Origin of the sequence: Petrotoga olearia DSM 13574 (assembly GCF_002895525.1) — a bacterium.
Taxonomy (GTDB): Bacteria; Thermotogota; Thermotogae; order Petrotogales; family Petrotogaceae; genus Petrotoga; species Petrotoga olearia.
In genome coordinates, this window is sequence record NZ_AZRL01000012.1 from 230,886 (window position 1) to 253,885 (window position 23,000).

Consider the following 23,000-nt stretch of genomic DNA (forward strand, 5'->3'; position numbering starts at 1 on the left):
TTTTTATAATTTTACTAAACCTGAAAATCCCATAAAAGCCATGGACAGAAGTCCGGCTGTCATTAGTGCTAAAGCAGTACCTTGGAAAGCTTTTGGAACGTTGTTTAGTTGCATTTTTTCTCTTATTGAAGAAAATATTATTAATGCCAGCGAAAACCCCAATCCAGAGGCAAAAGAGTTTACCAAACTTTCGATAAAGGTGTAATTAGTTTGTATGTTTAACAATGCGATCCCCAATATTGCACAGTTAGTTGTTATAAGGGGTAAGTATATTCCCAAAGCTTCGTAAAGGGCTGGGCTTGATTTTTTAATAAAAAACTCAACAAATTGAACAAGTACAGCAATTACAAGAATAAACACGATCGTTCTTAAAAATTCTACTCCAAGCATTATTAGTATCTGATTTAAGAGCCAAGTTATTACTCCGGCTATCGTCATGACAAAAATTACTGCGATAGACATTCCAACAGCAGAACTCTTGCTTCTAGAAACTCCTAAAAAAGGGCAAATACCCAAAAATCTAGTTAAAATAATATTGTTAACTAAAGCGGCTGAAATAAACAGAAGGATAAGATTCATTTTTTAGCACCTGCCTTCTTCTTTTTGTTCTCTCTGCTTATACCTATCGAATTGAACATTCCAAGTAAAAGTCCTAAAGTTATGAATGCACCAGGTGGAAGTATGAAAAGGTATAAATTAAATGCTTCCCCCCAAATGGGGAAACCAAATATTGTTCCGTTACCCAATAATTCTCTTACCGATCCCAATAATACAAGGGCGCCTGTAAAACCTAAACCGATTCCCAAGGCATCAAATATGGAATCTAAGACCCCGTTTTTTGATGCAAAAGATTCTGCCCTTCCCATTATGATACAGTTCACAACTATCAAAGGTATAAATATTCCCAAAGTCTGCCATAATTCGTATGTTAGTCCGTGCATTATGAGATCTATCATTGTTACAAAAGAAGCTATAACCACAATATAAATAGGTATTCTTATCTTTTTGGGAACTATTTTTCTGATTAAAGAAATGACGATGTTTGACATCGTTAAGACCGATAAGGTGGCTATTCCCATACCTAAACCATTCTGTGCGCTTGTGGTTGTAGCTAAAGTAGGGCACATTCCTAACACCTGAACAAAGACGGGATTGTTTTTTATTAAACCGTTAGTAAAATTTTTTAAATCAGCCATCTTTTCACATCACCCCTTCCTCTTTTAAAAATTCTACAGCTGCATTAATAGAATCGGCGACCGCTCTAGGAGTAATTGTTGCACCTGTCATTACATCACTAGTTTTTATTACACCTTGTTCTTTGTAAGCATCTATCGAATTAGCCGAGACAGTCACGCCGGCGTCTTTATCAACTTGTACACCTGAATTTAAACCAGATTCTGGGATCAAGCTAAATCTTTTTTTCACAGATTCTTCAGAAATTCGGGCTCCCAGTCCTGGAGTTTCCTGGGAATAATTTATTACTTCTATTTTATTCAAAGCAAGTTGACCATCATCTTTTTTGATAAACGAAATAACGCTAACTACATCTCCTCCATAACCCACTCCAGAAACTGTCATGACATAAATTTCATTGTTATTTTCAGCAAACTTATAAACTGGGGAATAGACTTTTGCGTTTTTTTGACTTACGTATAAAACTCCATTTTGAGATTCTTGCCATATATAATTTTGTAACTGTTCTTCGTTGGTAGGAATATTAGAAACTAAATATTCGCCCGTATTTGCATCTTTTAACACTTCTTCTATTGCGGATAATGTATTATTGAATTCGGATTGTGCTATCATCGGATTGACAAAATTGTACACAACAGATACTAAAAGGCCGGCAGCAACCATAAAAGCGGCTAAAATTAAACCTGTTTTTAAATATTCACGCATGTTTTATCTCCCCTTTGGTTGTTCTATACACCTGAGCAAAAACGGGGTTGTTTTTTATTAAACCGTTAGTAAAGTTTTTTAAATCAGCCATCTTTTCACATCACCCCTTCCTCTTTTAAAAATTCTACAGCTGCATTAATAGAATCGGCGACCGCTCTAGGAGTAATTGTTGCACCTGTCATTACATCACTAGTTTTTATTACACCTTGTTCTTTGTAAGCATCTATCGAATTAGCCGAGACAGTCACGCCGGCGTCTTTATCAACTTGTACACCTGAATTTAAACCAGATTCTGGGATCAAGCTAAATCTTTCTTTTACAGATTCTTCGGCGATTTTGTCCCCTAGTCCTGGAGTTTCTTGCGAATAATCTATTACTTCTATTTTATTCAAAACAATTTGACCATCATCTTTTTTGATAAAAGAAATAACGCTAACTACGTCACCTCTATAACCCACTCCAGAAACTGTCATGACATAAATTTCATTGTTATTTTCAGCAAACTTATAAACTGGGGAATAGACTTTTGCGTTTTTTTGACTTACGTATAAAACTCCATTTTGAGATTCTTGCCATATATAATTTTGTAACTGTTCTTCGTTGGTAGGAATATTAGAAACTAAATATTCGCCCGTATTTGCATCTTTTAACACTTCTTCTATTGCGGATAATGTATTATTGAATTCATATTGTACTGTCGTTGAATTCGTAGAATTGTACACAATAGGTACTAACAGTCCAACAGCAATAATAATAACGGCTAAAATTAAACCTATTTTTGCATGTTTTTTCTCGCTTTTGGATGTTCCATATATTTTTGGTTTTAGCCAATCATCTATCAAAGGGACAAAAGCGTTCATGATAAGGATTGAAAAAGAAACACCTTCAGGATAACTGCCAAAGAATCTTATGATCATGGTCAAAATACCAGCTCCCATACCAAAAACAAGCTGGCCGTTTACAGACATTGGAGAAGTAACCATATCCGTCGCCATGAACAAAGCACCTAAGATCAAGCCCCCTGCTAAAAGATGGAACAAAGGGGTTCCAAATTTAGTAGGATCAACCATATAAAAGATAGAGCTAAAAATTAAGACCGTTCCTATATAGGATACGGGGATCATCAATTTAATTCTACCTTTTACGACTAGATATATGAAGCCAATAATTAAAGCTAAAGCACTAACTTCTCCGATAGAACCGGGAATTCTACCTATGAACATATCCCAATAAGTATAATTTTGGAGTACTGTGTTCATACCTTCCTGGGAAATTATTCCTAAAGGGGATGCAGAAGTAATAATATCTGGGTTCTGGTAATAAAAAGGTACATACCATGTAGTCATAGCGGTTGGGAAAGATATCACCATAAAGGCTCTTCCAACCAATGCGGGATTAAAAAAGTTTTGACCTAAACCCCCAAAAACTTGTTTTGCTAAGATTATCGCAACTATCACTCCCAGCATAATTTGCCACCAGTTTACTGCTAAAGAAAGGTTCATTCCCAAGAGTAATCCTGTAACAGATGCGGAAAAATCGGGGATATGATCTTTTTGCTTCCTTAAGAAACGAACAATGGAAAAATCCAACATTTCAGCAAAAACCATAGAAAATAACATGATAAAAAGGGCTCGAAAACCAAAGATCCATGTTGAAACAATAACAGCAGGTATCAATGATATCAAAACATCGATCATAATTTTTCGGGTGGTATTGGTAGTTCGAAAATGGGGTGCCGCTTCAGTGCTAAGTTTCAACTCAAACCCTCCTTCTTTGAATGGCTTTTATAACCTTTTTTGTTGTCTTGAATGTTTTAACTAGCTCTATATTTGATGGGCAAATATACGAACAAGCGCCACATTCTATACAATCCATAATTCCATTTTCTTGTGCTATGTCGTTTTTCCTAGCATCAGCAAGTTTTTTTAGATAATAAGGTTGAAGTCCTATAGGGCATGCTTTAACACATGAGGCGCATCTAATGCATGGATATTCATGTTTTTGTGGTAACTCTTCTTTTGTTAAAACGGTTATTGCATTATTTCCCTTAAATGTTGGTAAATCAACATTGGGTAAAGGTAGTCCCATCATTGGACCTCCGTAGATTATTCTGTCGATCTTTTCCTCTTCGACAAGTTCTACATGATTTAAGAGGTCTGAAACCTTAGTCCCAATTCGGAACCAATAGTTACCAGGTTTTTTAACTCCCCCGCTCAAAGTGATCCCACGTTCGACTAAAGGTTTCCCGTTGATTACTGCATCATAAATTGCATAAGTAGTGGAAACGTTAAAAACTAATACGCCTGCATCTATAGGTAACCCTCCTGAAGGGACTTCTCTTTTAGTGATAGCTTGGATTAATTGTTTTTCAGCACCCTGAGGATATTTTGTTTTTAAAATTGCAACCTCGATATTTTCTTTTTTTAAAGCGTTTTCCATAATTTTTATTGCTTCAGGTTTGTTTTCTTCGATACCTACATAAATTTTTTGTGGATTAACTACGTATTCTATAATTTTTATTCCTTTTATGATTTCTTCTGTATATTCTCTCATCATCATATCATCGACAGTTATGTATGGTTCACATTCTGCCCCATTGATTATTAAATACTCTACTTTTTTATTTTCGGGCACACTTAATTTTACATGAGATGGGAACATTGCTCCGCCTAACCCCACAATACCAGCTTTTTTAACAATGTTGATTACTTCTTCCTTAGGGAACTTTTTAAAATTCTCATTGTGTTCAATATACTCCCAAACATCTTCCGAAGATCTTTTTATAACTATTGCGTTATCCTTTCTTCCTGTAGAGACATTTATAAATGATTCAATCCCAACAACTTCTCCGGTAACAGAAGAATGTATATTTGCTGAAATACTACCAGTGGCCTCTGCTACCAATTGCCCTGTTTTCACTTGGTCTCCTTCTTTTACGATTGGCTTTGCGGGTGCTCCAAGATGGTTAGTTGTGAATAGGTATACAAAATCGGGTAAAGGCAGTTTTTCAAAAGGCTTATCTTTTGTAAAATGTTTTTTCTCGGGCGGATGCACGCCACCTTTGAAAGTTAATATTGGCACAAGGAAACCTCCTTTTTATTTTTTAAGGAACTTATGATTGAAAATCCATGTTAGTAACGAAAATTCCAAAGTTCAAGAAACCATCGATAATTATTATAGCACGAATTATTGTTCTAATTTCAACGACTTATAAAGTTTCCAAAAAAATTATTACATTTATGTATATTAATTGTTTTTTCATATTCATTTAATATTGTCAAGCTATAATATTTAACAGAGAAATAACTATTTGTTTTAAATTAGGCTACTTTTTTAAAAGCTTCTCTATGATTTTATCATATAATTTCTTCATTTTTTTATTCTAATTTTTTAATAGAAGGTGAGTTTTTATGATAGAAAATGACAAAAGTGTGGACCTTGAATCGAAAAGTCGAGATTTTTCACAAATCGATAAAAGCTCAAACATGAAAAAATATTCTTTATCTTTAACTATTAAAAAGAGTCCTAATGTACTCACTAATGAAATATTAAGAAAAATCAAAAAAAAGCTAGCTAAAGATAAGAGCACAGTAACCTTTGAAGAAATTGATGAATCTATACCTAGCCAAATGCGTGAGGATTTTACGTTAGAATTTTTAATAACGTTTTACAATGAATTAAAAAAATCTAATATTTCAGTAGTAGACGGCTCTTCAGGTAATTTCTGTGAAGAGGATGAAGAAAAAGAGTTAGAAGTCAACGAAGAGTTTAAAGATTCTGAAGAATACGAAGAGATTTTCGAAGATTTTTCCGATGTTGAAGTCGAGATGTGTGATAATATTTCGTTGCAGGATCCGATTAAAATATATTTGAAAGAGATTAGTAAGAGCAAATTATTAACTCCTTCAAGAGAAAGAAAGCTAGCAAGAAGGGCGCAGATGGGGGATAAAAGAGCCAGAGAGGAACTTATAAAAGCTAATCTTAGATTAGTCATTAGTATTGCAAAAAGGTATGTTGGCCATGGATTAGGCTTTTTGGATCTCATACAAGAAGGAAATATTGGTTTAATGAAAGCTGTTGCTAAGTTTGATTGGAAAAAGGGTTACAAATTCTCTACTTATTCTTATTGGTGGATACGCCAGGCTATAACAAGAGCGATTGCTGATCAAGGAAGGACTGTAAGAATCCCAGTTCATTTGGTAGAAACGATAAATAGAATGAATAGGGTGGTAAATAAATATGTTCAAGAAAATGGTGAAGTGCCTGATTTAGAAGAACTTTCTGCTTTGATGGACAAGCCGGTAGATAAGATGAAAGAGGTATTAATTAGTGCCAAGAACATATTCTCCTTAAATGCACCAATTTCTAACGATGTAGATGCGGAAGGTGAAACCGAGGTACTCGATTTTATTGATTCTGATTCACCTACCCCCGATGAAGAAGGGAGAAAGATGATTATTCGTCAAAAAATGGAAATGATCATTGATACGCTTTCACCTAAAGAAGCCATGATATTAAAAATGAGATACGGCTTCGTAGATGGGAAACAAAAAACGCTTGAAGAAGTTGGAGAATTTTTTAACGTGACAAGAGAAAGAATAAGGCAGATAGAGTCCAAATCTATTAGGAAGTTAAAACATCCTGCTAGAAAAAAGATGATAGAAAATATTATGCAGGAATATTAGAAGTGCCTTTTAAGTCTCAAACCTATTGACAAGGTCATTGATAGTTGATATAATTACTAAGGATTCGAAAAATGAGACGATACCAATGGCCCCATAGGATAACGGCTAGTCCATTGGATTCTCAGTCCAAGAGTCAGGGTTCGATTCCCTGTGGGGCTGCCAGAAATAAATATCGGGTAGGAGATAGATAAACCTTTATCAATCTTCTATCCGATTAAATTTAGTAATTTTAATATAAAGCAATTTGATTTAAGGAAAGGATTTAATCACAATTTTTCTGTGGGGATTGTTCCACATTCAAGAACATGATTGTAAATATTAAAAGAACTATCAAAAGCTGATTTCAATGTGTAACCTTTTATGATACTACTCATAAAATTAGCTTCAAAAGCTGATACCGCCTCTTCAAAGTACTTTTTTTCTTTAACTTTAACTTCGTATATTTTTGCATCAAAAGATATCACATCTTTCGTTATAATTATCTTATTATCAACTTTTAAATTGCTGATTTTTTCTTTTAATTCTCTATAATCCTTTTTAGAGCTCAAAAAAAGATAATCACATGTAAATTTATCAATTTCATCCAGATATAAATCCCGTATATCAACAAATATTCTTCTTTTTACCTTAGTTAAATCAATTATCTTTTTGTTCCAGGATTTGTAAACTATAAAAAGATTTTTGATGTTGTACAGGTATTCGGTAATGAATTCTGGTTCTACTTTTAAATTAGCATCACGATAATCAAAGTATTCTTTATCTTCTTCTATATTTCTAACTTTTCTTGTATTTCCTCCAGGCTTGTCCATCCAAATAATAGGAATTTCTTTTGATTGAAATATTTTAAGTATTAATTCAATATATTCATCACAACTTAAAAAATCAAATATCGATGGTTTGAGATGAAAATAATCATTCAAATAAGTAGCAACCCTTCCTCCTGGTCCTGCTACCTCAGTTGTTATTTTAATATTATCTTTTATTTTCTTTATAATGTGCTCGATTTCTATACCACCTAAAATACCAATATCAGGAAGATTTTCTCTACTGATTATGGAAAGAGTTTGCTCTTGATATTGGTAAACGGTTTTCAATTACTTCTCCTCCAATCCTGTTCCCTTTTAAAATCATTATTTATTTTTTGAAAATGGTCTTATTGGTAAAGTGTCTACATTTTAATATAGATATAGATATAAATGTAAGTAATTTTGATTAATTATGACCGTTCTTCGAAGGGTAAATTACTACTTTTCTATAAGGTTCTAACCCCATAGAGACGGTGTGTAATCTTGGATAATTATAATTTATGTACTTATGAATTATTTTCCTTTCAAAAGAAAACATAGGAGCTAATTCTACCTTTTCATTTGTCATTATTGCCTTTTTAGCAGCATTGTCAGCTATTAGTTCTAGGTTTTTTTTCCTATTTCTTCTATAATCTCCTACATCCAACTTAACATCACATTTGGTGTCTGTCATTCTATTGACGTAAATCATGGTTAAATGCTGTAGAGCTCCAAGGTTCCGCCCTTGTTTTCCTATTACTTTACCTAAGTTTTCCCCTTCTAAAAAGATTTTCAATGTCTTATTATAATAATTTATATTGATATCAACATCTTCCTCAAAATAGGAAAGTATATTTTTCAAGAAATTTTTTACTTTATTGATAAGATATTTTTCATTAGGATGAGCTTCGATAATAAGGGGCTTTTTACCTATTCCAAAAATAAATCCCTTGGAAGGTTCTTGAATAACCTTATAAGAAATCTCATCGATACATGAGGCTTTAAAATTTGCTTTTGCTTTTTCTAAAACCGATTCTAAATCAGTTCCTTCAAATTTTGTCGTACCTTGTAATTTAAGCAATTATCATTTCACCTCCTGATAGGCTTCGGACCCAAACCAACTAGTTGTCTAATCGTAATACCTTTGACGTTATAAATCCTATTGTATACAAATGTCAAGAAGGTTTGTATAATAGTATTCATTGAATAATAAATGAATACTCCTACGGGTAATCCTATTAAAATGAAAGGAAATACAACTGACATAATTACAGAGGTCCACGCGTTTCTGGCATCTTGTGACATTAAAAGAGCATTTATTAAAGAAGCAATTATCGCAATTAATAGTAAGAAAAAATTAGATTGGAAACCACCTAGAGAAAGATCTGTCCACAAAAGGAATCTGGGGTTGTATGCGTAACTGCCTTCAAAATAATAGATTACTTGCCACAGTATGATCATAATTGGCAAAGGAATCAAAGAAGTTAAGCATCCTCCAGCAGGGTTAACACCTTTTTCCTTGTACAATTTCAGAGTTTCTTCTTGCTGTTTTTGAGGGTTCTTATATTTTTTCCTTATTTTGTCAAGCTCGGGTTGTAACTGCTTCATTTCGATCATGGATTTCTTTTGTCTCCCATATACAGGGAATAATATTGCATTTACTATCAGGGTAAAAAGTATTATAGCCCAACCGAAATTATCCGTTACTTTAAATAACCACCAAAAAAAGCTTACGAACCAATAGAAAATGTTAGAAAAAGGCCCAAATTTACCTAAATCCTGCATTAAATCGATTATAGTAGAGTAAGTATTTCCTTCTTCTATGCCGTCAAACGTTTCTTTTATAAAAATTTTTTTGGTTGGACCTAAGTATGAGATTACTTTTTGGTCCGAATAATTTAATGGGAATAAGTATTGGTTTTGAGAGGATTCGATCTCTCCCGGGGTATAGATGGCTAGTGCGGAATCTAAGGTTTCACCTGTTAAAACGGATCTGTCGATGTATGAAACAAAGACATTGTCGGTGTATCTTATTCCAGAAGAAAAGGATATGCTAGGTAAAACAACGTATCCATTCAAATTTTTAAATTGAACATCAAAATGATAGTTTGGATCGTTGTAAAACTTATAAATTTTCTGTCCTCCGTTGGGGAAGAAGTAAATTATTTCAACATAGGTTTGATCTTCCGCCAGTCTTATATTATAGTTACTTGGTAAAATCTCCGTCATAGTTTGAGCATCTAAAATATCGTAGCTATCTCCCGTATACTCATAAACTAAATTATATTTTTTAGTTCTGCTATCGAAGAGTTCGAAATTTAAAATATGTCCATTTTGGTCTAACTTCAGCCTATACAATTTCATTTCAATGCTAATTTCTTGATTTAATGAACTCTCTGATACTGTTATCTCAGGTATTGCAAAAGCAATAATATTCAAAAATATTAGTAGCGTCAAAAAAAATAATCCTTTTTTCAAGTCACACACTCCTTCTGTGTTGTTTGTTTTTTACTTTCTTATGAACAAAAAAACGAAACTCTTCGGGGACAGGGTCATAGCCCCCTTTGTGTAATGGGTTACATCTGATAAATCGTCTAAATCCCAAATACAAACCTTTAAATACCCCGAACTTTTCTACCGCTTCGTAGGTATAAGAAGAACAGGTCGGTTGATATATACATTTGGGAGGGGTTGCGGGGGATATATGTTTTCTATAAAAATCTATCATCTTGAGAATAAGTTTTTTCATTCTTTTATCTTCCTCACCAAATTTAAAATCTGACCTTTCATTTGGAAATAATCTATTCTTTTAAAATTTTTCGATAATTCCTTTCTTGGAATGAATAGGAAATCGTACCCTATTGGGAAAAAAGTTTTATTGGTTCTATATATCTCCCTTATCAATCTTTTAATTGAGTTTCTTGCGACCGAGTTGCCAAATTTTTTATTTACAATTATAGCGATTCTGTTGTAATCCATAGTATTTCGAACGTATATAATAACAAAATTATTGTCAATTAAACGCCCGCCCTTTTCAAAAACGTTTTTGAAATTCCTTTTTAATCGTAAACGTTCTTTTTTCTTGAAAGTTTGTTTTTCCATTATACTGTTAAACGTGCTCTGCCTTTTGCTCTTCTTCTTCTTAAAACATTTCTTCCACTTGATGTTCTTTTTCTAGCTAAAAAGCCGTGAGTTCTTTTTCTCTTTATTCTAGATGGTTGATATGTTCTTTTCACTTCTTCACCTCCAAATCTTATTAAATTAAATGGTTGGCTAAAGAAAAGATCGTTTTTCTTTGATAGAAAAATTGAACAACCTATTTAAAAGATAGATATAACAAATATAAACTCAATATTTGGATTTAAAACTATCGAATATATTATAATGATTTAATGTTTTAATGTCAAGAAAGAGAAGTAACAATTTTTATGGACAAATTTTTCTTAACAAAATTCTAAGCAAAACTAATACTAAATTAATTTAACAATGATAAAATTAAAGTAATCTGATAGGAATTTTGGAAGTTCATGGGGTGAACAGAGATGAATGTAGATTATGAATGTATTAATTGCCTTTTAAATCATTCTTCTGAGTTAATGACTAAAATTAATGCTAGTTCTTCGGAGTCATCTGATAATATTTTTGATAATTACAAAAGAGTCATTCTAAAAACATTAGGTGATGTCTCTCCTTCCAATACATCTTATAATTTAGTAAAAACATTTTATGATTCTTTTTATGATGCTTTTGGTGAAAATGATTACTTTCATACAGAAAAAGCTGACTTAAATCAACTTTTTTTAGAGGTCTACGATGATCTGTTGGATTTTTGTTTTTCTAGCAAAGATCCTCTTTATAGTGCATTTAAATTATCACTGATGGGTGAGCTTTTTTGCCACAATTCGGGTAATTCCTTTGGTGAGTTAGAGATAGAAATCCAAAATTTTTTTAATACAAAGGCAGTAGCAATAAACGATTTAGAAAAATTCAAAAAAGAATTGGAAAATGCCCATTTTTTGCTTTTTATTCATAATTATGCCGGGGAAATAGTTTTTGATAAGTTGTTTATAAAGGTAATGAAAGAATTAAACCCCAACCTGATCGTTCATTCTGCTTTGAAATCTCGTCCAGTTTATAAATGTGCAACTAAAAAAGATGCTGACCAAATTTTTTTAAAGGAGGTTTCTATTCCTTTTGATAGTGGGTCTAAATATTTAGGAACCGATTTAAGCTTCGTTAGTCAATCTTTCAAAAACATCTACGATGAAGTTGATATTGTAATAGCTAAAGGGCAATCTAACTATGAAAGTTTGGTTGAGCAAAATCGCAAAAAATCAATTTATTATTCTTTCGTTGTTAAGTGTGCAAAAATTGCACATCATCTTGATGTGAACAAAGAAGATTTAATATTTAGGCGAAGCTGAGTTATTGGTCTCAATTAATGTGTGGCTGAAATCAATTTTTCCACATATTTAACATAGAAAATGCTATATTGATAAAAAATTCGGGGGCTGGAATTTATAAGTACATGTTGAAAAGTTAAGAAAAACTACAAAAAATAAAGCTTTTATTAAATGGTTTAAAATAATTCCTCCTAATCGCTTCTCATTACTCATAATCGAATTTGCAACTTATTTCGTTTTGTATTATAATGATAATCCTTCATATCGAACTTCTAATTATATTTAATTCCGCGTGCACTATCAACTTTTTTTAAAATTAAGCTAGGATATTGAAGGAAAGTACAAGCGTTCTAATACCTATTCATTTTTTAAAGAAAATAGTTGTTTATGCTTATATTGTATCATCAAATTATCATAGAAGACACTATAGAAAACCATTCAAAAGCTAATCAGTGATATGTCAAGAGGTAAAAATCAAAAAAAATGTTAAAAATTGGCGTAACTGACAATACCCATACTTTTAAAAAAACACAAAATAGGCTTGAAAACACAAAAAGATTCAATTGTATCTATTCAACTTAGTAATTCGAATAGATTCGATTTTTGCTCAGCAATGCAAAAATCATGCGAACCAACTTACGAGCCGTGAGCGCGAGGGCTCTTTTGTGTTGATGAGTGGTAACCTCGTAGTATTTTTTCCAGTAATACTCTTCGAACTCAGGGATATAATTTTTAACGGAGCTAGCAGCTTCAATAAAATAGTATCGAAGATACGGATTACCTGTTTTAGTCATTTCTGTCTCATCAGAGGAATAATTCCCTGATTGACGTTTTCTCCAAGTCAGTCCTGCAAATTTGGCCAACTTATCATGAGATCGAAAGGAAGCTATCGTACCTATCTCACTGATGATACCAGAGGAGATAACAGGACCGATACCCTTGACAGAGATGAGTGATTGATATTCTATGGGATTAAGCCCTTTTACCGTTTTTTCAATAGCCTTATCAACGGTTTCTATTTCTTTTTCCAAGGCTTTTATTACGTTTAAGGAAGAAGAGATAGCGATATTCAAAGGTTCATAAGCCATTTTGTCCAATCTGTACGAATTCTTGGCTGCTTGTTTAAGAAGTGTTGCAACACGGGTGGGATCTTTGAATCTGTTTTTACTTTTTTCAATAACGAACTGAGTTAAATCATTGATAGATTTGTAAACTATCTCATCCAAAGAGTAGAACTCAGTCAAAACAGCACAAGATGTAGCACCATATATATCGGAAAAGGGCTTATCCTTATCTGCCGTGAGGCTGTCTTCATTCACAGCCAATTCACTGAATTTCAGATAAATGTTGGAAAGCATCCAATTCTTTTCAGAGACGAGTGTTTGAACTAAATGGAACCTATGGCGTGTAAGCCTTTGTAAAGCCAAAAACTGAGAACCACGCCAAGGGGAAGAAGAAATCTTACCACATCTAGCGAAATCGGCTATGACGTAAGCGTCCAAATGATCTGTTTTATCGATATCGACAAAAGTCTTTTTGTAATTGGCTGTAGTTTTTGGATTAAGCTGATACACAAGAGGTTTAAAAGGCAAAAGTTTCTTATTGGTTGACAAGAAATTGGCTATGTGAGTACTGTAAAAAGAAGTAGCTTCCAAAGCGATAACGACATAATCAAGATTGTTAGAAACAAGGCAATTGGAGATAGCCTCAGCGATGTATTCAGCACCTATTCTGTTATTTTTAGTATCAAAATCAAGAAGTTTGTTGTTTTGAAAATCAATTGCACAAACTGTATTAGTTAGAGAACTCACATCGACACCGACGAACAAAGTGGATAAAACGTCGTAATTCATAGTTATTTCACCACCTTTCGAATAAAGATAAAGGATGAAAGAAAGAGATGCCCTAATCTTAGCAGCCAAAGGCAACCTCGCGCTCTATGAGCATCCACCAATGAAAAATAGCCTTGCTGATGGCCTAATCAAAGGTGATGCAGTAATCGGTTAGCAAGTTGACTGCTAAGTCAGGAAACAAGCTTTTTAGGCAACGGCCAAAAGGCCTTGCAGGGGGGAAGGGGATCTTCCCTCGCTAATCATCCTGCTACTATTTTAGCATTAGGGTATCTCTTTACAAAAAAAATAATAAAAAAAGAAATAATAAAAAAGATCAAAAGACAGATTTTTAGTACCATTTTTAAGTTTCATATCCATACATATTATACGAGGAGGGGAACAAAATGAAAAGAGTCTTAGGTGTTTTAGTAGTTATGATTTTGGCTTTATCGGTATTTGCTGGGCCTAACCATTTGGTAATTTTTCACATGAACGATACCCATGGACATGTGTGGGGAACGGATGATGGTGGAGGATTTGCCAGGGCAGCTACCCTGATAAACCAAGCAAGAGAAGAAGTGGCTAAAGAAGGCGGAGAAGTACTTTTTCTACATGCTGGAGATGTAAACACAGGGATTCCGGAATCTGATCAGTTGGATGCAGTTCCCGACTTTTTGGTGTTACATTACATGGGTTTGGATGCTATGGTTTTGGGCAATCATGAATTTGACAAACCTTTTGAAGTCCTTGAGAAACAGTATAAAGTTGCGCAATTTCCGTTCTTAGGGGCAAATTTTGTCAGTGAAAAACGTGGAGGACCGGTTTTTGAACCGTATGTCATAAAAGATTACGGGGAATTCTCTGTTGGAATAATTGGCCTTGTTACAGAACAAACGAATGTCTTAGAACCAATTTATTTAGGTGAGAATACAATTATTGATGCAGAAGAGACTTTAATGAAATATCTTCCAATTGTCCAAGAAAAAGCTGATATTGTTATAGTTCTCGGGCACTTAGGTTATCATGCAGATGGTGGAAGGCCTAACTTGTCTGTTGAGTTCACTACTTCGGATGAGTTGGCTGAAAATGTATCGGGAATTGATATTATAATAGACGGACATTCTCACACCTTGTTAGAAACACCTGCAGTAATTAATAATGTTATAGTAGCACAAACTGGAGGCAACGCAGAGAATATTGGAAGGATAGATTTATGGATTGATGGTGGTAGGATAGTAGATTGGAGTGGAGAAGTAATTCCACTCACAGCTGATACCCCTGAAGATCCTTTCATAAAAATGTTTGCAGATGCTTTTTATCAACTTGGATCGGAAGCTTTGAATGAGGTTGTTGGAGTAACAAAAGTATTTCTCGATGGAGAACGTGCGCATGTTAGAAGTGATGAAACGAATCTGAGTAACCTTATAACAGATGGCATGATTTGGAAAACCGGTGCCGATGTTGCTTTAATGAACGGTGGTGGAATAAGAGCCTCAATTGAGACAGGAGAGATAACCTACAGAGACATTTTGACTGTTTTACCTTTTGGAAATACATTGTACGTTTTAGAAGTGACTGGGAAAGATATAATGGATGTTTTGAATTATGCTGCTACAATTCCTGATGGCCAGGGAGCTAAGTTACATGTTGCAGGGCTAACGGCAGAAATAAAAGGTGGAAAAGCTACAAACGTAAAAATAAACGGTAAACCTATAGATTTGAATAAAACCTATAAAGTTGTCACCAACAACTATGTAGCTGCAGGCGGAGACGGTTACACTATGCTTGAAGGTAAACCTGGTTACGATACATACTTTAGAGATGCGGATGCTTTACGTGAATACATTGCTCACTTGGGAACTATAGAAGTTTACACTTCTGAGGAGAGATTGATAGAATTAGATCAAGTTAAGTAAACAAACAAAAAGGGGTGTAAGAAAAAAACTGCACCCCTTTTAAATTCTTTCAAAGTATTTATCTATGGTTTTAAATGTGATTTGGAGCATTATTGGCCTACCATGTGGACAGGTTAATAATTTTTTTTCAAAAATGTTGTTTAAAAGTGTCTCCATTCCTGTAGGGTTATCCTTAGTTTTTACAGCCGCTCTACACGCCATAGTAGCTAAGCTTTTATCAAGTATGTTTGATTGTTGATCAAAATTTGATATTCTTAGTTCATCGGCTATCTCAAATATCAATCTTTCAGCGTCGTCAATCTTCAAAAGGGAAGGGAGGCCCTTCAAAATAATTTCTTTATCTTCTTCTTCCAATTTTATACCCAATTTTTCTAGGTGATCTTTGTTATCTAAAATTATCCCTCTTCTTACTTCGTCTAAAGATATCTTAAGCGGAGTAAGTAGAAGGTCAGAAGTAAGTCCGCCATTTTCGTATAGGTTTTCCTTTAAAATTTCGTATATATAACGTTCATGTGCGGCATGAAAATCTACTAAGAGTAATTTGTCTTCCCCTTCAACGACTAGATACCTTTCAGCAACTATGCCCAAAATTCTTAATTTTTCAACAGAATCAATTTTCTTAACAGGGGTAAACGCCTGATTCTTTTGATATTCAAAACCTTTAAAATCAAAGGTTTTTGATGGTTCATAAAGTTTATAATTATTATCAAAATGGGTATTAGGTTCTTGGAGATCTTCTATTTCAGAGCTATTGAAAAATTCGTCCATATTTTGAAGATAATCTGATTTTGTCTTGTTTTTTAAAAATTCGACTTTTTGTGAATTCTCCTTCTTGTTGTATAAATTTTGAACAGAAAATGAAGAAGTTCTGTTATTTACATCGAGGGTATCGTTACTACTTATGAATTCCATCGTGTAGTGAGTGTTTTCTTTAAGTGCCTCTCTTACAACTTTTTTAAGTAAAGAGGCTACCCTTTGTTCGTCGGTAAATTTTACTTCCAATTTTTGAGGATGGACATTTACATCTACCATATCCGGTGATATTTCTATGAATATTATTCCATAAGGATGAACCGATTTTTCTAGCATCTCTCCATAACCTTTTTCTAAAACGGAGTAGAGTGAAGCTGCCTTAATGTATCTGTTGTTTACAAAAAAGTGTTGGGCGGTTCTGTTATTTCTTCCAACTTTTGGTTGTGAAATAATTCCAGATATTTTGCACAATGAATCATTGTGTTCGATTTCTATGATATCATCTCTTTTTAACTCAGGATATATCTTTAAACATTTTGTAATTAGATCCATATCTGAAGAAAATTTGTAGATTTCTTTATTGTCTCTAATATATGTTAAGTTAATGTTGTTGGTGAAAGCAAACTTTTCTATAACCTCTGTCACGTATCTTCCTTCTGCAGAATCACTTTTAAGAAATTTTCGGCGTGCAGGGATGTTGAAAAAAAGATCCATAATCTCTATTTTGGTTCCATCTGATGAATTAACTCTCTTTTTTTCTATTATTTTTCCGGCTAATATATCTAACATTGTTCCAACTTCTTTTTCAGGTGGTTTAGAGGTTATTTTCATTCTAGAAACTCTTGAAATGGAAGAGAGTGCCTCACCTCTAAAACCAAATGTTTTTAGTTGATAAAGATCTTCTATTGAAGAAATTTTGCTTGTGGCATGAGGAAGTATAGATAATTCTAATTCCTCTTCTGTCATTCCAATGCCGTTATCATCAACTCTGATTAACGATTTCCCGCCATCAAGTATTTCAACGGTGATATTATCTGCTTGGGCATCTAAAGAATTTTCTACCAATTCTTTAACTACTGAGCTTGGCCCAGATACAACCTCTCCTGCCGCTATTTTCATTACCACTTCAGGATTAAGTACTTTTATTCTCATAAAAAAACACCTCTTCAAAGTATAACAGTTCATTTATTATTATATCATCTTTAAAAACTCAACCTCAAAAAATAGTGAATTTTTGTTATAATAATACATGTATGAATTTTATAAGGGGGAAATGCAATTGAATATAGGAATGTTTTCCGATACTTATTTACCACAGAAAAATGGAGTTGCTACAGCTATAAAACTCTATAAGGATGAAATGGAAAACCGAGGGCACAATGTATATCTATTTGTTCCAAAATATAAATTTGATTATAAAAGAAACGATGATAAAATCTTTGAATTTCCTGCTGTTAAGTTTTTCTTTGAGAAAGAGCAGAGGATTGCACTACCTTTTTCTCCAGAAATTTTTAAAATTAAAGAGTTAAGCTTAGACATAATACATTCTCATGATCCTTTTTCTATGGGGATTCTTGCAAGAATTGTTTCACGCATGTTAAAGTTAAAACACGTAGCGACTCACCATACCATGTATGACTACTATTTGCACTATCTACCACCCATAGTTAGACCACATCCTGAATTTGTTCAAAAGCTTATAAAAAATTGGTGTTTAAAAACGGATAAAATAATTGCTCCTACCGACAATATAAAGGAGAGGCTCGTTGAATATGGTGTACCTTCCGAACATATTGTGACCATTCCAACTGGGATAGACCTAGCTTCTTTTGATAAACCTATTAACTGGGATTTGAGAAAAGAATACCCACAAATAGAAGAAGGTGACAGAATTCTTCTATTTGTAGGTAGGTTGGGGAAAGAAAAGAACATAAGTTTTCTTTTGAAGGCGTTTAAAAAAGTACTTTTTGAGGAAACAAAGTTAAAATTTGTTATTGTTGGTGGAGGACCTGAAAAAGAAGCATTAGAAGAGTTAGCTAAGGAGCTAAACATAGCTGATAATGTTATTTTTACAGGTTCACAACCAAGAGAAAAGGTAATAGATGCCTACAAACAAGCTTATTTATTTATTTTTGCTTCGTACACTGAAACACAGGGATTAGTTATTCTAGAATCGATGGCTGCGGGTACGCCGGTAGTCGCTTTGGGTAAATTAGGTGTTTATGATATACTTTCTCAAGAAGATGCAGGTGGAATTATGATCAAAGATTTAAATGAAGATGATTTTTCTCATGAAGTACTGAAACTATTGAGAGATTCATCATCATACGAAGGATTAAAAGAAAAAGCTAAAATTTTTGTGAAAAATAATTATTCTATTGAAAAGTGTGTAGATATGATTTTGGAATTGTATAAAAGGGAGATAGTAAGTGTATGAAAGAATTCGAGGAAATTATGAATCTCCGACTTGCGGATCTTCGTGAAATACCAATCGAGAACTTTTCCTACATTGGAGATGCTGTGATAGGTTTGATCTACAAGGTTAAATTGTTGGAGGATGGAAGGATAAAGACAAGAGATCTTTATGAAAAGACAAAAGATTTCTTAAGTGCAAAAGCTCATTCTAAGTTTGTTGATATGGTGTATGACTATTTAACTCCGACAGAAATGCAGTATTACAAACGTGCGGAAAATTCAAATGGTGCTAAGAAAAGAGGCAATGACAACGATTATAGGAAATCTACGGGATTTGAAGCAGTTATTGGATACCTTTTTTTGACTAAAAGTTACTCAAGAATCAATGAATTATTAGGAGTGATCGATAATTGTATCTATACGGAAAAAACATATTAAAAGAGATCATAGAGACACGTTATCCTGTAAAACATATTTTTTTCAGTAGTTCCAAAACGGAAAGAGGGTCTTTAAAAAAAATTGTAGAAGATGTTGCAAATTTGGGATATTCATATAGCTTTTCTTCCAACGAAGTATTGGAAAAGATGGCTTTAACAAACAAGCATCAGGGTATTATCATTGATATTGGAAATGATTTTAAATATGAAAATTTGGATATTATAGAAGGGAAGGAAAACCTATTTCTAGTGATCTTAGATCAAATACAAGATCCGCATAATTTTGGTGCTATTGTAAGAACTTCGGTAGCTGCGGGGGTTGACGCCATTATAATACCAACAGATAACGCCGTTGAAGTTACCCCTGTTGTTATAAAAGTTTCTTCTGGTCAAATATTTAAGATACCAATAATTAAAGCAACCAATCTTTCCAATACAATAGAAACATTAAAGAAGGAAAATGTTTGGGTTTATGGAGCAGATGTTGAGGGCAAACCTTATTATGAAATCGATTGGCAAGGAAATATATGTCTGGTTTTTGGAAATGAAGGAAACGGCATTCGAAAAAACGTTAAAAACCATTGTGATCAATTAATAAGCATACCTATGCTTAACAACGTTGAGTCTTTAAATGTATCTGTTAGTGCTGGAATTATACTTTTTGAAGCCAAGAAACAAAGAATTTTTAATAAACCATTATAAATTTCAAAATTTTATGGAGGTGTATGTTGTGAGTAATACAACAAAAAAAGTTGTTTCTGTTATGGTGTTCGCCATTTTGGTTGTGGTTATATCTTTTTCCCAAACGGGTACATATCTAAAAATTGGTTATGTAAATTTTGAAAAGACAGTAGAAAGTTATTATAAATGGAAAGATTTGGAAGCCAGGTACCAAATCGATCTAAATTATTATCAAGGCAAAATTAACGAAATGGAGCAACAATTCAAGGATTTACAGAGTTCAGGAGCATCACAGGAAGTACTGCAACAAAATCTTCAACAATTACAAACTCGTGTAAATCAATATCAACAGGAATTGCAAAATGAGTATCAGCAGAAAATGGCAAATATTGCTTCGGAAGTAACAGTGAAGATAGCTCAGTATGCAAAGGAAAATGGGTACGATTTGATTTTAAATGAACTTGGTGTAGTTTATTACGATCCAGAATTAGATTTGACCGATAAAATTATTCAATATTTGAATGAAAATAAAAATTAAATAATATGGAAAAGGTTATTGTTGATTGTATAAACATTAATAAAAAATATGGAAAAAAGGTTGTGTTGGATAATGTTCAATTTCGATCAAAATCCGGTTTAATTACGGGATTACTTGGGCCAAATGGTGCAGGGAAAACAACCCTTTTTAAAATAATTTTGGGTCTAGTCGTTCCCAATTCGGGGAATGTTCTTCTTGATAGCAAAAATATAACCCATCTACCTATACACAAAAGGGCTTTAAATGGATTGGCTTATCTGCCTCAAGAACCATCTGTTTTCAGAAACTTATCTGTTAAAGATAATCTTAAAATGATTGCCGATCTTCTTAAGATTGAAGATGCAGATCAAAAAATTAAGGTTATAATGGAAGAGTTTGGATTAGATAATTTAATGCATCAAAAGTCTTATTCTTTATCAGGTGGAGAAAAGAGAAAATTAGAATTTGCTAGAACCTTGATAACGGATCCAAAAGTAATCCTTTTAGACGAGCCTTTTGTTGGTATTGACCCCATAACCGTTAAAGATATACAAGAGATAATTAGAAAACTTGCGAAAACCGGGATTTCGATAATTGTTACGGATCACAGTGTTGATGAAATTGCTCAGGTAGTTGACGAACTTTATGTGTTACACAAAGGTGAGGTAATAGCCAACGGTATTCCACAAGAGGTTTTAAATGATACGAAAGTCAAAGAAAATTATTTGGGTTGGTGATCGATTTGAACATCGGGGTTATTGGATATTCAGGTAACATCTTTAAAGAACCAGTAAAATCTTTAAATTCACTATGTAATGATGTCGGTAGAATTATAGCAGAGAATAATTGGGTTTTAGTGAACGGTGGACGTGATGGAATAATGCAATTAGTTTCAAAGGCTGTAAAAAATAGGGGAGGATATGTTATCGGTTTTTTACCTTGGCAAGAGGAAGGGAACGATTATCTAGATTTTTCTATAAAAACTGGACTTGGTCTTAATATGCGCTCTTTTGTTTTAATAAAAAATGTTGATGTGGTTGTAAGTATAGGGGGAGAAATTGGCACAGCTATAGAAATTTTGGGGGCTTATTCGTACAAAAAACCGATATTGTTAATGAAAAATTCCGGTGGGTGGACTGATAGAATAACCGAAGTCTTGATAGAAGGTAAGTTTCTAGATAACAGAAAATTAGTAGAGTTAAAACAAGTACCATCTATAGATGAATTGGAAAGAGTTTTGAAAAGTATCGAAGAGGTGAAAAATAAATGATCAGAGTAAGATTTGCTCCAAGTCCCACGGGTCATTTACACGTGGGGGGGTTGAGAACAGCCTTGTTTAATTGGTACTTTGCCAAGAAAAATAATGGGAAGTTTATTCTAAGAATTGAGGATACCGATGTTGAACGTTCAAAAAAAGAGTACGAAGACGCGATTTTAGAAGAAATGAAATGGATTGGTTTGGATTACGATGAAGGTGTGGATAAACCTGGTGAATATGGGCCATATAGGCAAAGTGAAAGGTTAAACATATATAAACGTTATATAGAACAACTCCTAAATGAAGAAAAAGCTTATTTTTCGGTTAGTAAAGGTGATGAAGTAATTTTTGAAGGTAATAATCTCCCTGGCAAATATAAGAACAACAACGAGTATTCAGTGGTTGTAAAGTTTAAGGTTGATAAAGATAAAAAAATATCCTTTTTGGACGAAATTAGAGGAAATATACAATTCGATACCATCAATATAAATGATTTTGTTATTCTAAGATCAAACGGAATTCCAGTTTACAATTTCACAGTCGTGATAGACGATTATCTTATGAAAATAAGTCATGTTATAAGGGGAGAAGATCACATCTCTAATACACCCAAACAAATTTTAATATATAATGCTCTATCTTTTGAACTTCCAAAATTTGCCCATTTGCCTTTGATTTTAGGTGAAGATAAATCTCCTTTGTCTAAAAGACACGGAGAGGTTTCTATAACTTATTTTAGGAAGGAAGGATATCTTTCCAAAGCTATATTAAATTACTTAAGTTTGTTAGGATGGAATGCTAATGAACAAATATTTGATTATACAGAAAAGTATCAGGAATTTGATCTAAAAAAGGTTTCAAAAAATCCTTCCATCTTTGATTACACTAAACTTCTATGGACAAATGAAGTGCATTTGAGAAACGATCCTATAGAAGAAATACACAAAAGTTTTGATGATTGGGCTAAATATACAAACGTCAAATTATACGGTGAGGATTCGTTCGTGAAAAAAATAATAGAAATTTCCAGAGCTAAAGTTCAAACATTAAAACAACTCTATGAATTTTCCAAAAATTTTTTTGTTGAAGAATTCGAATACGAAGAAGAATTTATCGAAAAATACATGAAAAAACCCTGGTTTAAAGAAATACTCGATGTAACTATGAAAAAATTCTCTGAGATGGATGAATACAATCTTGCAAATGTAGAAAATACTTTAAAAGAGATAGCTGCTCTAAATATCGCTAGTAGAAAAAATGTTTTTCAGACAATAAGAGGCTCTCTTTTAGGAAGGTTAGTAACTCCCGGTTTGTACGAATCTTTAATTATTTTAGGGAAAAATGAAAGCATTAAAAGGTTAAAAAGAGCATTAGATTTCTCAAATACGTTGGATATTAATCCAAGAAGGTGAATTCTCT

The 23,000-nt window shown here is 33.2% G+C and carries 23 protein-coding genes, 1 tRNA gene and 1 pseudogene; 11 read left to right on the forward strand and 14 right to left on the reverse strand.

All coding sequences use genetic code 11. From position 1 onward, the window contains the following. Positions 1-3: 3 nt before the first annotated feature. The 6 genes and pseudogenes from rsxA to rsxC all read right to left on the reverse strand — a co-directional run bounded on the left by rsxA (position 4) and on the right by rsxC (position 4,980). Entirely contained in the window at positions 4-579 is a 576-nt protein-coding gene (rsxA, locus tag X929_RS05110; protein WP_103066964.1) for an electron transport complex subunit RsxA, read from the reverse strand. Beyond that, positions 576-1,196, reverse strand: coding sequence for an electron transport complex subunit RsxE (gene rsxE / locus X929_RS05115; protein WP_103066965.1), 621 nt, complete (start codon positions 1,194-1,196; stop codon positions 576-578). The genes rsxA and rsxE overlap by 4 nt, the downstream gene beginning before the upstream one ends. Positions 1,197-1,200: 4 nt before the next feature. After that, positions 1,201-1,899 carry an RnfABCDGE type electron transport complex subunit G gene (locus X929_RS05120; RefSeq protein WP_103066966.1) on the reverse strand — a complete coding sequence of 233 codons (699 nt, stop codon included), beginning with the start codon at positions 1,897-1,899 and terminating at the stop codon, positions 1,201-1,203. Positions 1,900-1,994: 95 nt separating this feature from the next. Further along, positions 1,995-2,372, reverse strand: a complete 378-nt coding sequence (locus X929_RS09900) for an FMN-binding protein (protein ID WP_342749847.1) — start codon at positions 2,370-2,372, stop codon at positions 1,995-1,997. 321 nt (positions 2,373-2,693) lie between these two features. Then, positions 2,694-3,656 (reverse strand): annotated as a pseudogene (locus X929_RS09905) (RnfABCDGE type electron transport complex subunit D); the annotation flags it as partial. Position 3,657: 1 nt separating this feature from the next. Beyond that, on the reverse strand, positions 3,658-4,980 hold the full coding sequence (rsxC, locus tag X929_RS05130; protein ID WP_103066968.1) for an electron transport complex subunit RsxC: 1,323 nt from the start codon (positions 4,978-4,980) through the stop codon (positions 3,658-3,660). Between the two features lie 329 nt (positions 4,981-5,309). Between rsxC and X929_RS05135 the strand changes: the two genes are divergently transcribed. Beyond that, a complete protein-coding gene (locus X929_RS05135; protein WP_103066969.1) occupies positions 5,310-6,584 on the forward strand; it encodes a sigma-70 family RNA polymerase sigma factor in 1,275 nt (424 codons plus the stop codon). Positions 6,585-6,671: 87 nt separating this feature from the next. After that, a tRNA-Glu gene (locus tag X929_RS05140) sits at positions 6,672-6,746 on the forward strand. A gap of 104 nt (positions 6,747-6,850) precedes the next feature. Here the strand turns inward: X929_RS05140 and X929_RS05145 are convergent. From X929_RS05145 to rpmH, 6 genes are all read right to left on the reverse strand, one after another. Next, positions 6,851-7,678 carry a hypothetical protein gene (locus X929_RS05145; RefSeq protein WP_103066970.1) on the reverse strand — a complete coding sequence of 276 codons (828 nt, stop codon included), beginning with the start codon at positions 7,676-7,678 and terminating at the stop codon, positions 6,851-6,853. A 118-nt stretch (positions 7,679-7,796) separates the two neighbouring features. Next, positions 7,797-8,450 (reverse strand): RNA-binding cell elongation regulator Jag/EloR, encoded by a 654-nt coding sequence (gene jag / locus X929_RS05150; RefSeq protein WP_103066971.1) that lies wholly within the window; start codon positions 8,448-8,450, stop codon positions 7,797-7,799. Between the two features lie 8 nt (positions 8,451-8,458). Beyond that, positions 8,459-9,847: a membrane protein insertase YidC gene (gene yidC / locus X929_RS05155; protein ID WP_103066972.1), complete on the reverse strand. Its 1,389-nt coding sequence runs from the start codon at positions 9,845-9,847 to the stop codon at positions 8,459-8,461. A gap of 1 nt (position 9,848) precedes the next feature. Next, entirely contained in the window at positions 9,849-10,118 is a 270-nt protein-coding gene (gene yidD, locus X929_RS05160; protein WP_103066973.1) for a membrane protein insertion efficiency factor YidD, read from the reverse strand. Continuing rightward, positions 10,115-10,471, reverse strand: a complete 357-nt coding sequence (rnpA, locus tag X929_RS05165; RefSeq protein WP_103066974.1) for a ribonuclease P protein component — start codon at positions 10,469-10,471, stop codon at positions 10,115-10,117. The genes yidD and rnpA overlap by 4 nt, the downstream gene beginning before the upstream one ends. Then, positions 10,471-10,605, reverse strand: a complete 135-nt coding sequence (gene rpmH, locus X929_RS05170; RefSeq protein ID WP_103066975.1) for a 50S ribosomal protein L34 — start codon at positions 10,603-10,605, stop codon at positions 10,471-10,473. Before rpmH ends, rnpA begins: the two co-directional genes overlap by 1 nt. Positions 10,606-10,911: 306 nt before the next feature. On the opposite strand from rpmH, the gene X929_RS05175 reads away from it, so the two are divergent. Further along, the gene (locus X929_RS05175) at positions 10,912-11,793 is read left to right on the forward strand and encodes a damage-control phosphatase ARMT1 family protein (protein ID WP_103066976.1); all 882 of its coding nucleotides are present in this window, start codon (positions 10,912-10,914) and stop codon (positions 11,791-11,793) included. 557 nt (positions 11,794-12,350) lie between these two features. Here X929_RS05175 and X929_RS05180 read toward each other — a convergent pair. Beyond that, positions 12,351-13,625 (reverse strand): IS110 family RNA-guided transposase, encoded by a 1,275-nt coding sequence (locus X929_RS05180; RefSeq protein WP_103067035.1) that lies wholly within the window; start codon positions 13,623-13,625, stop codon positions 12,351-12,353. A gap of 383 nt (positions 13,626-14,008) precedes the next feature. Here X929_RS05180 and X929_RS05185 point away from each other — a divergent pair, with 383 nt between their 5' ends. Continuing rightward, a complete protein-coding gene (locus X929_RS05185) occupies positions 14,009-15,520 on the forward strand; it encodes a 5'-nucleotidase C-terminal domain-containing protein (RefSeq protein WP_103066977.1) in 1,512 nt (503 codons plus the stop codon). Positions 15,521-15,559: 39 nt separating this feature from the next. On the opposite strand, the gene mutL is transcribed toward X929_RS05185, so the two are convergent. After that, positions 15,560-17,425, reverse strand: a complete 1,866-nt coding sequence (gene mutL / locus X929_RS05190) for a DNA mismatch repair endonuclease MutL (RefSeq protein ID WP_158248359.1) — start codon at positions 17,423-17,425, stop codon at positions 15,560-15,562. A gap of 121 nt (positions 17,426-17,546) precedes the next feature. On the opposite strand from mutL, the gene X929_RS05195 reads away from it, so the two are divergent. From X929_RS05195 to gltX, 7 genes are read left to right on the forward strand one after another with little or no spacing between them, the layout of a single operon-like run. Beyond that, on the forward strand, positions 17,547-18,710 hold the full coding sequence (locus tag X929_RS05195) for a glycosyltransferase (RefSeq protein ID WP_245858657.1): 1,164 nt from the start codon (positions 17,547-17,549) through the stop codon (positions 18,708-18,710). Then, complete coding sequence (locus X929_RS05200; RefSeq protein WP_103066980.1) at positions 18,707-19,126, forward strand: Mini-ribonuclease 3; 420 nt, start codon at positions 18,707-18,709, stop codon at positions 19,124-19,126. Before X929_RS05195 ends, X929_RS05200 begins: the two co-directional genes overlap by 4 nt. Beyond that, the gene (gene rlmB, locus X929_RS05205) at positions 19,099-19,827 is read left to right on the forward strand and encodes a 23S rRNA (guanosine(2251)-2'-O)-methyltransferase RlmB (RefSeq protein ID WP_103066981.1); all 729 of its coding nucleotides are present in this window, start codon (positions 19,099-19,101) and stop codon (positions 19,825-19,827) included. The genes X929_RS05200 and rlmB overlap by 28 nt, the downstream gene beginning before the upstream one ends. Positions 19,828-19,855: 28 nt before the next feature. Continuing rightward, positions 19,856-20,344 carry an OmpH/Skp family outer membrane protein gene (locus X929_RS05210; protein WP_103067036.1) on the forward strand — a complete coding sequence of 163 codons (489 nt, stop codon included), beginning with the start codon at positions 19,856-19,858 and terminating at the stop codon, positions 20,342-20,344. A 5-nt stretch (positions 20,345-20,349) separates the two neighbouring features. Continuing rightward, positions 20,350-21,060 (forward strand): LPS export ABC transporter ATP-binding protein, encoded by a 711-nt coding sequence (gene lptB, locus X929_RS05215; RefSeq protein WP_103066982.1) that lies wholly within the window; start codon positions 20,350-20,352, stop codon positions 21,058-21,060. A 5-nt stretch (positions 21,061-21,065) separates the two neighbouring features. After that, complete coding sequence (locus X929_RS05220) at positions 21,066-21,593, forward strand: TIGR00725 family protein (RefSeq protein ID WP_103066983.1); 528 nt, start codon at positions 21,066-21,068, stop codon at positions 21,591-21,593. Beyond that, positions 21,590-22,993, forward strand: a complete 1,404-nt coding sequence (gene gltX, locus X929_RS05225; RefSeq protein ID WP_103066984.1) for a glutamate--tRNA ligase — start codon at positions 21,590-21,592, stop codon at positions 22,991-22,993. The genes X929_RS05220 and gltX overlap by 4 nt, the downstream gene beginning before the upstream one ends. Positions 22,994-23,000: the final 7 nt, after the last annotated feature.

What these genes read in the sequence shown, in the direction of transcription:
- X929_RS05135 (WP_103066969.1), top strand. Translation starts at nt 5,310, where the DNA reads ATGATAGAAAATGACAAAAGTGTGGACCTTGAATCGAAAAGTCGAGAT.
- gltX (WP_103066984.1), top strand. Translation starts at nt 21,590, where the DNA reads ATGATCAGAGTAAGATTTGCTCCAAGTCCCACGGGTCATTTACACGTG.
- X929_RS05200 (WP_103066980.1), top strand. Translation starts at nt 18,707, where the DNA reads ATGAAAGAATTCGAGGAAATTATGAATCTCCGACTTGCGGATCTTCGT.
- X929_RS05195 (WP_245858657.1), top strand. Translation starts at nt 17,547, where the DNA reads ATGCAATTGAATATAGGAATGTTTTCCGATACTTATTTACCACAGAAA.
- X929_RS05120 (WP_103066966.1), bottom strand. Translation starts at nt 1,899, where the DNA reads ATGCGTGAATATTTAAAAACAGGTTTAATTTTAGCCGCTTTTATGGTT.
- rsxE (WP_103066965.1), bottom strand. Translation starts at nt 1,196, where the DNA reads ATGGCTGATTTAAAAAATTTTACTAACGGTTTAATAAAAAACAATCCC.
- lptB (WP_103066982.1), top strand. Translation starts at nt 20,350, where the DNA reads ATGGAAAAGGTTATTGTTGATTGTATAAACATTAATAAAAAATATGGA.
- X929_RS05185 (WP_103066977.1), top strand. Translation starts at nt 14,009, where the DNA reads ATGAAAAGAGTCTTAGGTGTTTTAGTAGTTATGATTTTGGCTTTATCG.
- X929_RS09900 (WP_342749847.1), bottom strand. Translation starts at nt 2,372, where the DNA reads ATGACAGTTTCTGGAGTGGGTTATAGAGGTGACGTAGTTAGCGTTATT.
- X929_RS05175 (WP_103066976.1), top strand. Translation starts at nt 10,912, where the DNA reads ATGAATGTAGATTATGAATGTATTAATTGCCTTTTAAATCATTCTTCT.
- mutL (WP_158248359.1), bottom strand. Translation starts at nt 17,425, where the DNA reads ATGAGAATAAAAGTACTTAATCCTGAAGTGGTAATGAAAATAGCGGCA.
- rsxA (WP_103066964.1), bottom strand. Translation starts at nt 579, where the DNA reads ATGAATCTTATCCTTCTGTTTATTTCAGCCGCTTTAGTTAACAATATT.
- X929_RS05180 (WP_103067035.1), bottom strand. Translation starts at nt 13,625, where the DNA reads ATGAATTACGACGTTTTATCCACTTTGTTCGTCGGTGTCGATGTGAGT.
- rnpA (WP_103066974.1), bottom strand. Translation starts at nt 10,471, where the DNA reads ATGGAAAAACAAACTTTCAAGAAAAAAGAACGTTTACGATTAAAAAGG.
- yidD (WP_103066973.1), bottom strand. Translation starts at nt 10,118, where the DNA reads ATGAAAAAACTTATTCTCAAGATGATAGATTTTTATAGAAAACATATA.